This window comes from Saccharicrinis sp. GN24d3 (genome assembly GCF_052400645.1).
Lineage (GTDB): Bacteria > Bacteroidota > Bacteroidia > Bacteroidales > Marinilabiliaceae > Saccharicrinis.
On the sequence record NZ_JBQTGI010000015.1, the window covers coordinates 165,193 to 177,318 of the forward strand.

At 41.5% G+C, this 12,126-nt stretch carries 10 protein-coding genes; 2 read left to right on the top strand and 8 right to left on the bottom strand.

Annotated features, from left to right (window positions below; genetic code table 11):
- Window positions 1-62: 62 nt before the first annotated feature.
- The 6 genes from ACT29I_RS18045 to ACT29I_RS18070 all read right to left on the bottom strand — a co-directional run bounded on the left by ACT29I_RS18045 (window position 63) and on the right by ACT29I_RS18070 (window position 5,150).
- Window positions 63-665 (bottom strand): phosphoribosylanthranilate isomerase, encoded by a 603-nt coding sequence (locus ACT29I_RS18045; protein ID WP_430935773.1) that lies wholly within the window; start codon window positions 663-665, stop codon window positions 63-65.
- Window positions 666-707: 42 nt separating this feature from the next.
- Window positions 708-1,517, bottom strand: a complete 810-nt coding sequence (gene trpC, locus ACT29I_RS18050; RefSeq protein ID WP_430935775.1) for an indole-3-glycerol phosphate synthase TrpC — start codon at window positions 1,515-1,517, stop codon at window positions 708-710.
- A gap of 77 nt (window positions 1,518-1,594) precedes the next feature.
- Window positions 1,595-2,590: an anthranilate phosphoribosyltransferase gene (gene trpD, locus ACT29I_RS18055; RefSeq protein WP_430935777.1), complete on the bottom strand. Its 996-nt coding sequence runs from the start codon at window positions 2,588-2,590 to the stop codon at window positions 1,595-1,597.
- A 41-nt stretch (window positions 2,591-2,631) separates the two neighbouring features.
- Window positions 2,632-3,204: an anthranilate synthase component II gene (locus ACT29I_RS18060; RefSeq protein WP_430935779.1), complete on the bottom strand. Its 573-nt coding sequence runs from the start codon at window positions 3,202-3,204 to the stop codon at window positions 2,632-2,634.
- Between the two features lie 78 nt (window positions 3,205-3,282).
- Window positions 3,283-4,698, bottom strand: a complete 1,416-nt coding sequence (locus ACT29I_RS18065; protein ID WP_444794059.1) for an anthranilate synthase component I family protein — start codon at window positions 4,696-4,698, stop codon at window positions 3,283-3,285.
- Window positions 4,699-4,958: 260 nt separating this feature from the next.
- Complete coding sequence (locus tag ACT29I_RS18070; RefSeq protein ID WP_430935783.1) at window positions 4,959-5,150, bottom strand: hypothetical protein; 192 nt, start codon at window positions 5,148-5,150, stop codon at window positions 4,959-4,961.
- A 359-nt stretch (window positions 5,151-5,509) separates the two neighbouring features.
- Here ACT29I_RS18070 and ACT29I_RS18075 point away from each other — a divergent pair, with 359 nt between their 5' ends.
- The gene (locus ACT29I_RS18075) at window positions 5,510-6,295 is read left to right on the top strand and encodes a PhzF family phenazine biosynthesis protein (protein ID WP_444794060.1); all 786 of its coding nucleotides are present in this window, start codon (window positions 5,510-5,512) and stop codon (window positions 6,293-6,295) included.
- A gap of 1 nt (window position 6,296) precedes the next feature.
- Here the strand turns inward: ACT29I_RS18075 and ACT29I_RS18080 are convergent, their stop codons facing one another.
- Entirely contained in the window at window positions 6,297-6,698 is a 402-nt protein-coding gene (locus ACT29I_RS18080; RefSeq protein WP_430935787.1) for a thiol-disulfide oxidoreductase DCC family protein, read from the bottom strand.
- 129 nt (window positions 6,699-6,827) lie between these two features.
- Between ACT29I_RS18080 and ACT29I_RS18085 the strand changes: the two genes are divergently transcribed.
- On the top strand, window positions 6,828-9,800 hold the full coding sequence (locus tag ACT29I_RS18085) for a PEP/pyruvate-binding domain-containing protein (protein WP_430935789.1): 2,973 nt from the start codon (window positions 6,828-6,830) through the stop codon (window positions 9,798-9,800).
- Between the two features lie 400 nt (window positions 9,801-10,200).
- Here the strand turns inward: ACT29I_RS18085 and ACT29I_RS18090 are convergent, their stop codons facing one another.
- Window positions 10,201-12,066 (bottom strand): acyl-CoA dehydratase activase-related protein, encoded by a 1,866-nt coding sequence (locus ACT29I_RS18090; RefSeq protein ID WP_444794061.1) that lies wholly within the window; start codon window positions 12,064-12,066, stop codon window positions 10,201-10,203.
- Window positions 12,067-12,126: the final 60 nt, after the last annotated feature.

The following is a 12,126-nucleotide window of genomic DNA, read 5'->3' on the forward strand; positions in this document are numbered from 1 at the left end:
TACTTTATCTATTCATAAATAATCGAAATTGCTGCGCAATTCTATTTTCTCATAACCGCTGACTAGCTTCTTACCTTACTTACAAAATCGGAAACCGACTCCACATCTTTCATGGCCGGTTCGGTTTCGAATTTACTGTTGATATCCACTGCAAAAATATTCAAATGCTGAAGTTTCCTGATGTCTTCTACATCATCTTTGGTGATTCCTCCACTTAAAAAAATGGGTTTGTTATTATCATATCTGTCCAGAATCTTCCAATCGAACTTATGCCCACTTCCACCATAGTTTTTGGTTTTGGTATCGAAAAGGTAAAAGTCGCAGACCTCTGTATATGGTTTCAAATCGAAAAACTCAAAATCCTCATCCACCTGAAATGCTTTAATCACCTCCACCCCCATTTGCTTTACCATCAGGCAAAGCTCCACCGACTCACTACCATGCAATTGCACCGCGTTTAACTCGTACCGGGTAACTGCTTTGGCTATTTCCTGCTCCGAAGCATTTACAAAAACGCCCGTTCTCTTGATCCTTTCCGGCAAATGATGAATATTCTCCGGAGAATAATCCGTTCCGATATACCTAGGCGATTTGGCGTAAAAAATAAAGCCCATATAATCTGGCTGCAATGCGGCAATGGCATCAATGTTTTCCCTGTTGCGCATTCCGCAGACTTTTATTTTAGGTGGATATATCATGTAAAACATTTATTTTGCCGTTCGGGTCACGCCGTTTTGTTTAATGGCTTCCGAAAATTCGATACAGGCCTGACCCGGATTCTTGGTACGCATGAAATTCTCTCCTATCAGAAATCCCTGAAAGCCATGTTCCCGAAGCAGGAAGATATCCTCGGGTGTGTAAATCCCACTTTCCGATATTTTCACCATCTCATCAGGCATGGCTTGTGCCAAATCGATGCTTTGTCGTAAACTGACCTCAAAAGTTTTCAGGTTACGGTTATTGACGCCAACCACATCTACCAGCGAATTTACAATATCCAACTCTTCTTTGCTATGAACTTCCATCAGAATGTCCAACCCTAAATCCTTGGCTAATTTAGACAATTCTTCCGCCTCCTGATATGATAATATGGCAGCGATCAATAAAATAGCACTTCCCCCAATCGCTTTGGCCTCATATACCTGATAAGGTGAAATCATAAAATCTTTTCGGAGGATGGGAACGGTAGTGACCCTGCGCGCGGCTACCAAATCGCTTTTGTTACCGCCAAAAAACTCGGAATCCGTTAAAACCGAAATCCCGCTTACGCCAGCCTTTTCGTACAAAGGCACTACATCCTCCACTGTTGACATACTGTTGATCACGCCCTTTGACGGCGATTTTCTTTTGTATTCGGATATGATGCCATTGTGGTTTTTATCTTGCAGAAAAGCCTTTAATGAAGGCACTTCCTTTTGAAAGGAATCGTAACCTTTAAGTTTTTCTACACTAGTAAACTCTTGTTGCCGCTGAACTTCAATCTTTTTTTGAGCAACTATTTTCTCTAAAATATTCATTTCCTGTTAAAGTATCGATATGTAGGTATCCTGACATGAGACGATTTGCAGCTTCAAAATACAAAACCTCCCCTTATCTAATTTATTTCTATTAATGATTTTAACACTTGGTTAGCCTTTCCTGAAAGCAAAGAATCCTTGGCCAGATCTATTGCTTCTTCCATGGATTTGGACTTATCTATACATTGGATGGCTGTTGCCGCATTGGCGAAAATAGTCGAGTTTTGCGCTTCGGTTCCGTCACCCTTCAATATATCGGTAAAAATCTTGGCTGCTTCGGGTACCGTGTCCCCTCCAAAAATAGCTTCCTGACTTATGCGTTCAAAGCCCAATTGTTCCGGAGAAATCAACTGTTCTCCCCCGTTGGTGATGGACTTAAAATCACCTGTCAGGGAAATCTCATCGTACCCGTCTAAGCTATGAATGATTGCGTAGTTTTTATCTGTGCCCTGAAATAAATACTGGTACAACCTTGCCAGTTCTAAACTGTAAACACCCAATAACTGGCTCTTAGGAAAAGACGGGTTTACCAACGGCCCCAACATATTAAAAAATGTTTTCAAGCCCAGTTCCTTGCGATAAGGGGCCACCGCCTTCATGGCAGGATGAAACAGTGGCGCATGCAAAAAGCAGATTCCCGCTTTATCGGTCTGTTTTTTTAAGGCATCCTCATCGTTCGTAAACTTGTACCCTAAATACTCCATTACGTTTGATGATCCGCTTGCCGATGACACGCCATAATTTCCATGCTTGGTCACCTTATATCCCGCGGCGGCCACCACAAACGACGACAAAGTGGAAATATTGAAGGTGTTTTTTCCGTCACCCCCGGTACCCACAATGTCTATTGCATCAAATTCCGAAAGGTCTATTTTTCGGCAAAGTTCCAACAAGGCATCCCTGAAACCGCTTAATTCTTCCACACTGATGGGTCGCATCATGTAAACCGAAAGAAACGCCACCACATGCGAGCCGTTGTACTTATCGGCAGCTATATTAATTAACATCTCCTTGGCCTCCGTTCGGGTCAGTTTTTTATACTCAAAGAGCTTTTTAAGAATATCTTTAATCATTTTATAAGATTATTAGACGTTTGATAATCAATTCGGGACACTTATGCGTCCAACCAGTTTTTCATCATTGTTTTACCGTGTTCCGTCAGTATGGATTCCGGATGAAACTGAACTCCGCGCACATCATATGTATTGTGATGGATGCCCATTATTCTCCCTTCCTTGTCGCGCGAGGTGACGGTAAAACAATCCGGCAGATCTTCCTCGTTCACTACCCATGAGTGGTATCTTCCCACATTTACTTCTTTAGGAATGTTCTTAAAAAGGATTTCGCTATCCGCTATTATTGATACGGGAGTTGCGACACCATGATAAACCTTGGGCAAATTTGAGATAGAACCTCCAAATGCCTCAGCGATGGCCTGATGTCCGAGGCACACGCCCATAATGCTTTTTGTTGCCCCATATTTTTGAATCAAGGGAATCAAAATTCCAGCATCACGGGGAATGCCCGGCCCGGGAGACAGCAGTATTTTATCGTATTTCTCAAGTTCGTCCAACGGAATCTGGTCGTTACGGATCACATCTATTTTATAACCAACAATTTCCTCGATGTAATGTACCAGGTTGTAGGTGAATGAATCGTAATTATCGAAGACTAATATTTTTTTCATCTTTAAAATATCTATACAAGAACACGGAGATACAGATTTTATTCTATTCGTATATCAATGCTCAAAAAAAAATTAAAATTAAAACTCGGTCGCCAATTCCACTGCCTTTTTCAACGCTCCCAGCTTATTGTTCACCTCTGCCAACTCACTCTCCGGAACGGATTCGGAAACCACTCCGGCTCCGGCCTGATAATATAAAGTGTTGTTTTTACATAGGAATGAGCGAATCATGATGGCCTGATTAAAGGAGCCGTCGAAACCTAACATACCAATACACCCCCCATAATATCCGCGGTTTTGGTTTTCATATTTATCAATCAGCTCCATGGCCATAAACTTGGGCGCTCCCGAAAGGGTTCCTGCCGGAAAGGTATCGGCCATGACCCGGCAGGTATTGGAATCCTTTTGCAATTGACCTCTAACATCAGACACCAAGTGAAGAACATGGGAATAATACTGTACCTCTTTGTAGGTCTTCACTTTTACATCCTCGCAGTTACGGCTCAAATCGTTTCGGGCCAAATCGACCAACATCACATGCTCGGCGTTTTCTTTGGGATCGTTACTCAGCTTCTCGGCCAGCTCCTTGTCTTTTATATCATCACCGGTCCTTTTAAATGTGCCGGCAATGGGATTAATGGTTGCCTCACCGTTCTCAATTACCAACTGGGCCTCAGGCGACGAACCCAATATTTTATAACTCCCGTAATCGAAAAAGTATAGGTAAGGCGATGGATTAATATTGCGCAAAGCTCTGTAAACATTAAACTCATCACCGGAATACTTGCGCTTGAACTGTCGCGAAAGCACAATCTGGAACACATCGCCCCGGTAACAATGATCTTTGCCTTTTTTTACCATCTCTATAAAATCATGGTCAGTTACATTGGAAACCTCATCACTGTCAGGCTGAAAACTAAAATTGGGTACCGTACGGTTGTGCAGCAAATCCAGTATTTCGTCCAATTCACTGTCCTCGCCAACGGGCAGATTCTCGATTAAATTTAACTGGTTCGTGAAATGGTTGAAAGCCAAAACATACTTGTAATAATTATATCTTATTTCGGGTATCTCGTACTCTTCTACTACCTCATTTTTAAACTTAATGGATTCAAAGTATTGCACCGCATCGTATGACGAATAGCCGAACAAACCGTTGACTTTTGGCGCATGATCCGGTAATTCCACTTTAAATAAATTCAAAAATGCATCTAATTGCGCAGGTACATCCTTTATTTCCGGGTTTTCTCCTTTAACAATTTTACCATTGGGCAAGGTTGTTTCTACTACCCCGTGGCTCACTTTGAATTCCGCTATGGGCTGAAAGCAGATGAACGATTGAGAGTTGTTGTTTCCATGGTAATCGGAGCCCTCCAACAAAATCGTATTGGGGTACAAATCGCGAAGTTTTAAATAAATGCTAACCGGCGTTATGATGTCAGCTATATTGGCCGGAACTTTTTTTGCTAAACTTTTAATATTTATCGACTTCATTCGTCTTTTTAATTTTTTGCGGTTTGAATTCATTGAAAAAAAAATGGCTTACCGAGGTTTCGGCAAGCCATTTATATATCTTATATCATAGCGTAGCGTCTCACCTCTTCCAGATTAGAAAAAGCCAGTGCCACCACCATGTATTGTTCATTATTTTTGTCATTTGCTTATAAATTGTTAGCAACGGCAAATTTTAAGATATTTTTTGAAATATCAAAATTTAATTTGCTTTTAAATTGATTTGACAGGATTTTATTGTTTTACGCGGACATTCCGAAAAACACCTCGCTTAACATTTGTGAGTAGTATGTTCCAAATTCCTTTTTAACCCACTCGTATAGTTCTTTGGCTTCCGCCTGGCTAAGCCAGCTTAAAGACTTAACTATCTCTTTTCTAAAACGTCGAGGATTTTTGGCCACCCCCAGTAAAACTTTCTTTTGATGCTCTAACATAGTCAACAATTTTGATTAAAAATCGCTTGGCTTTTCTGCGTACAAAGGTGCATATGCAACGTTAAACATTTCATATTAGAATGTTATTAGTGGTTTAATTAATTTCATTCCAAATAATTGTGTTTAAGCTAAGCCATACCTAATTTTTATAACGTGTATTATTCGCAAAAGGTTACTTTGTTTTGATGTATGTTTTTTTTGCTGTGATGTTCTTGAGATTTTCTTATTTTATTGTATATTACAAATATGAATAACCCGACATCCCCATTGCAAATAGATATTAAAAGGTAAAGTTACTTATCGTATAACGTTTTAAAGATTTTTCTATTACGCAATCCGGGTAAAAAAAAATAAACCTTATGCATACCCAAATTTATCTTGTAGACGCCTTTGCGGATGAGCTTTTCAAGGGCAACCCGGCCGCTATTGTCAAACTTAACAAATGGCTGGACGAAGACTTGATGCAAAAAATCGCAAGCGAGAATAACCTTGCCGAAACCGGTTTTATTGCACCTGTTGATAACAAACTTCATATAAGGTGGTTTACTCCGACTACGGAAGTGGATTTATGTGGTCATGCAACTTTAGCTGCAGCACACATTTTATTTACCCACGAAGATTTCGAAGGGGATCAGGTAATTTTCCACTCCAAAAGTGGAATACTAAAGGTAGATAACAATTTTGAATATCTCACCTTGGATTTTCCTGTTGACACCATCCAACAAGTCAACCAACTGCCCGAACTGAAGAAGCTGGATACCGAATATCTGGTAGAAGAGGTGTATAGAGGAAAAACGGATTTGATGTTTGTATTTAAAAAGGAGAAGCACATAGCGGAATACGTTCCGGATTTCGACTTGATCCGGCAATTGGATTGCAGAGGACTGATTATTACGGCTCCGGGAGAAAACACAGATTTTGTTTCCCGTTTTTTTGGCCCTCAAACAGGCATAAACGAAGATCCGGTTACCGGTTCTGCCCATACAACACTGACGCCTTATTGGGCAAAGCGTTTGAAAAAAGACAGCCTTACAGCTGCTCAACTAAGCAGAAGAGGTGGAAATTTAACTTGTGAATTAAAAGGAGATCGCGTATTTATTGGGGGCACCTGCAAGACCTTTTTAAAGGGTGAACTCTTTATTTAATTTATTCGTTGACAAACCGGTTTGCTATTTCCTCATTCATCAACAAACAACTTTGTTTAAAGAGGCGATGTCTGTTCCTGGCCACCAAGTCATACAACCAGTCCCGCATTGGCCTTGGAATAAGCTTTAATACCGTTAATAAGTTATAAGGGAACTTAAGGTAGTTTGATATCCGAACCAAGGCATTGCTTTTTATATACAGTTGTTTGTTCTCCATGAGTACCACCGAATCCAATTCCCCGGTTAATTCGCCGGGCAGCAGCCTGCCGGCCACATCCGATTGCAAACGGGCAAATGTAAGATTACTCGCCTTCTCGTATTTAAGAATAAAACGCACGGCAAAGCTACAGAGGCCGCAATCGCCGTCATAAAACAAAATTGGTTGGATTAATTTGCTTTCCATATTCTTCTGCTATCTATCCATTTAACAATACATCCGGCAAATTGTTATTTTCCGGACTAACATCTATCATGGTAGGATTAACCTATTTTAGTAACTTAGTAACTTCGAGTCACGAAAAAGCAGGAGACAATGGAAACCAATACCCCATCGGGATTAAGTAGCATTTACAATCGGAAAAAGAGCGACCAGGATATTTTTACCGAGTTAATGGAGTTTAAGGTAAAAGAGGTTTTGCTGATAGCCAACTACTACGACGCATATTCTATTATAAGGGAAGGACGTTTTTTTGACCGCATCTATGGTGAATTCCTGCAGCTCAACCTTTATACCGCTCCTCGTGTGACTTCGGTATCCAATGCGGAAGAAGCATTGGAATTAATGGGGAAACGCCACTTTGACATGGTGATATTAATGGTAGGACTGGATAAAACAACCCCCGTCAAAACCAGTAAAATCATCAAGCGGAAAGCGCCGGAAATGCCATTGTTGGCTATGGTCAACAACAACAGCGACCTGAGGTTTTTTGATGAATCCGGACCCAACGTGAAATATATCGACAAGGTGTTTGTGTGGAACGGCGATTCAAAAGTGTTCCTGGCCATGATTAAATATGTGGAGGATAAATTGAACGTGGCCAATGATACCAAGATTGGCGATGTGAGGGTAATCCTTTTGGTCGAAGATTCGCAAAAATATTATACGCGTTATCTTCCCATGCTATATTCCATCATCATGAAACAAACACAAGTAGTGCTGGCAGAGGAAGGGCATGATCAATTGCATAAGATATTGAAAATGCGTGCCCGCCCAAAAATCCTATTGGTCAGCAACTATGAAGATGCGATTGAGATTATAGAAAAATACAAATCTTACCTGATATGTGTAATCTCGGATGTAAAATACAAACGCAATGGTGTAGATGACGAAAACGCCGGCGTGGAGCTCATTAAGCATGTCAAATCGCTGACCAGCCTTCCCACCCTGCTGCAGTCATCAAACCCTGCAAATGCGATCAAAGCCAACGAAATCGGATCTGACTTTATTGATAAAAACTCCGAATCACTTTCCCAGGACATTTTCGACTTTATTCATCGCAAACTGGGGTTTGGAAATTTTGTGTTTAAAAATTCCAGGGGCATACAAGTTGCTGTGGCACGCAACCTGAAGGAATTTACCCGATGTATTCAAGAAGTTGCGGCAGAATCGCTTTTATACCATGCCAAAAGAAACGGAGTCAGCACCTGGTTAATGGCGCGCGGCGAAATCAACATGGCACAAAGGCTAAGACCCTATAAAATCGAAGATTTCGACAGTTCACATAAACTTCGCCAGGCTATTCTGAATATATTTGAGGAAGTAAAAATAGAACGGTTGCGGGGTCGTGTGATACTCTTTGAATCTTCGCTCATCGACAGCGACCGATACGTGACCAGAATTGGGGAAGGCAGCTTTGGTGGCAAGGGCAGGGGATTGGCATTTCTCAGTCACTTTGTGGAAAACATTGATTTTAAAAGCTTGTTGCCCGGGATTGGCATTCGCATACCTACCACAGCCATTATCGGTGCCGATGAGTTCACCAATTTTATACAAAAAAACAAGCTTTATCATAAAATTTACGTCGAGCAAGAGTACGATAGTGTCCGTGAGTTTTTCCTTCGATCCTCGTTTTCCGAGCGCATTAAAAATCAACTTCACAAATACGTCGAAGTAATCAGCGAACCTTTGGCCGTGCGTTCTTCGGGCCTTTTCGAAGATTCGCTGCTACAACCCTTTGCCGGTGTGTACGAAACATTTATGCTGCCCAACAACCATCCCGATGTAGAGGTTCGGTTTCAACAGTTGGCCACTGCCGTAAAACTCGTTTATGCTTCCATGTTCAGTCCTTCGGCCAGAGCCTATTTCGAGGCTGTCAATTATAAAATTGAGGAGGAAAAAATGGCTATCATCATTCAAAAAGTCGTTGGTGAAGAGGCTCACAGCCGTTTTTACCCGCATATCAGCGGAATTGCCCAAAGCTACAATTATTACCCTTTTTCGTACATGAAACCGGAAGATGGCTTTGCGGTCTTAGGGGTCGGACTCGGCAAATACGTGGTTGGCGGAGAAAAGGCATGGCGTTTCTGCCCCAAATACCCGAACCTGGAACTCAACTCAATTCAGGATCAAATGAAAGATTCGCAAACCTATTTTTATGCGCTGGACCTGAACCTGGGAGAATTTGATGTGAAGCAATATCACCAGGACTCCTTTATCCAAAAGCTACCCGTCAAGGAGGCCGAGGAAGATGGCAACCTTAGGCTATGCGCCTCCGTGTACGACTTCAGTTACGACCGAATCGTCAATAACCTCGACAAAAAAGGGCCGCGCATCATCAACTTTGCCAGCATACTTAAGTACGATTATTTTCCTTTAGCCAAGAGCCTGGAATTCTTGCTTAAATTTTTTAAGGAGGCCATGGGCGCACCCGTAGAGATTGAGTTTGCAGTCCAACTGAATACGGAAAACCAGAATCCCATTCTTTACTTACTTCAAATTAAACCAATGATACGGGTTGAAAACAATGTAAAAGTTAACTTTAATCAGGTTGATGAATCGAAGGTAATAATAACCTCGGAAAAGGGAATGGGCAATGGAAAGATAGAGTACATCAAAGATGTTATTTTTATGAACCCCGAAAAGTTTAGCCGCACCAAAACCGATGAAATGGCCAAAGAAATGGCTGTTTTAAACAAGGAAATGGAACGGATCGGAAAAGAATACCTGTTGATAGGCCCGGGCCGATGGGGCACGCGCGATAAGTTTACCGGCATTCCCGTGCTCTGGTCGCAGATATCGTATGCCAAGGTTATTGTTGAGATGGGGCTGGAGGATTTTCCGTTGGATGCTTCGCTGGGTTCCCACTTTTTCCATAATGTGACGGCTATGAACGTGGGCTATTTTTCGGTGCATCACAACAAAGCTGCCGAACGCGTTAATTTCGAAGTACTCAAACAACAAAAGGTGATTCACCAAACCGAATACTTTACGCACGTGGAGTTTGATAATGCACTGGAGATTTTAATGGATGGCAAGCGGCAAAAAGCGGTGGTGAGCTTTCAATAAACGGTGCTACCCGCGCGGGCAGAAGATAACCGGCCATCATTCACTTGGAAAAAATGCGTCATTGGCGTTGCGTCAATGCTCATGGCGATAACAAAATGGCCATGATATAATTAACCCGCCATATGCATTGAACCCGGATTATGTATTGGAGGTTCGTCATGAGCATGGCAAGTACAATAAAACAAGGCATTACTGAAACGGGGCATCACTTGTCCCGATTACTTTCGGGAGCATCGTTCCGGTGAGTTGAAGTGAGGCAACGAAGTGTCTTGTTTTACAGTAATTTCAATGGGTAATAGAATTTCTAATGCATATGGCGGGTTGAAATCCTGTTACGCAATCCAACCCCTTCAACACCTGGTGTTTCTCTAACCTTCCGCTCCCCATGTAAAGCAGATCGCTAAGCTTTTTTCTGCCGATACTTTAAATATGGAATCACATCTTCGTTCTTCTTCCCCGACGTTCCGTCATATTCAATTGTCACAACCGACACACCCGTTAACTCTTCAATTCTTGATGACATAGCTTCTGTAATCAGAGACGGGCAACAATAGGAGGGATTCGTTTGCACCAATAAATCCAGATCGGGGTATTGTTTAATCAGTCGCTGGATTTTAAGGATGTTTTCGAAGGATTCGCCCCGTTGCATGATGTTCAACCCAAACTGATTTAACCATTCGTCTGTTTCTTGGGGCGTGATAACTACTTCCTCACCATTAAACCAACGAAAGTATTTTTTATATTTTTCCTCCACCAGAGGTATCAACGATTTCAGAAACTTAATTTTCACATAATTAAGATAACGCCCGTCCATAAAGCTTCTTTCCAATTGTGGATCCACCACTATTTTCATGTACTCACTAAACGGAGTCGTAATCACCTCACCACCGTTCTCTTCAATCGTTTTTATAAGATCCTGGTTCATATAATCATTGTCCCGCACATACAGATCGCCGAAAATGGCTACTTTCGGCCGCTTTTCCATGACCGTTTCAACCGCTGCCAAATCATTCATAATTTCCCTGAGGACTTGTTCCTCCGGTTTTGAATTCCTAAAGGCTGTTTTAAGCTTTAACAACACTTCCTGTAATACCTTATCCGTGCTTCCTTTAACTTTTTCATAGGGACGGATACTGCAGCCAATCCTGCGAATATATCCACCAAACATATAGGCCAGATAAGCATTTATAGCAGTAGGTAAAGAAAAATCGTAGAATACAACATCACCAACATAAACGGAAGCCTCCTCCAAACCTTTACCGTAATCGTTCAGTATCTTATGCATATAAAGAGGGAACATGTTAAGGTTGCAGGAGAGATTCGACTTCATGATCCATACCGCCGTATCGGATGGATTGAGCCGGTTCAGTTCCATATAATCAATGGCATTTTGCACTATTATATTCAAAGGCAGACACTGTCCGGTATTAAAGCTAAGACTGCGTCGTATCGAATCATCCCGGTTATCTACCAGGCGCGCGTCAATACCACTGTTTTGAAGCACCGCTTCCAACAGCGGCCCTACATATTGGTCCCACGATGGCAGTAACAGTGTTTTATTCTTAATGTTTTTCATCCCGGATAATACTGACCCGGATAACAGGTTTTCCTGGTTTTCAATTTGCTGTATGAAGCTGCTGAAATATTTAAAATCAATGGAATGGGATTTAAGAATATTTGAAGCATCACGAACAAGTGATTTGATGATTGTTTGCCATTCCTGATTTGATGCCATACGCTCCCTGAAAGATGGCTCTATCAATGTTTTAGGTTCCTTTTTTGCCAAAAGCCTGTTGCGGTGATTCCGAAACGCCAGAACACCGGCTTCAATTCGTGTCTCATAACCTACGGTGGAATCATGTTCGTCCAGTTGCAAAATTAAATATGGTTTTCCGTAGGTTTCGAGGATATCTTTGAAGTATTCAATAACGAAAGAGTCGGGTGTGCATTTAAATGAAGTAATTAGCACCGGATAACAGTTTTCTGTTGTGGCAACCACTTCAGCTGCATCAAGGATTTTCGAGGCAAATTTCCATTTTATTGTTTTCAGCAATTCTTCTATTTTAGAAATTTCGGATGGCCGGGAGGGCAGCATATCCATGTAAAAAGCCTTAACGCCTATTTGCTCAATAATCTCAGGAATATTATTGTTCATAGCAGTGGATAAAACAGTATAAGGCCGGCCTAGTAACATGATGTGAATGTCATCATTAGCCTCCGTTTCTTTTTGATACAAACTACTCCATTGCTTATTTAGTGCCGGCAAGAAAAGTCGCTTTTTTTACAAAGTGGACAAATCCAAGCTGATTTATTTCAATATTAAAAG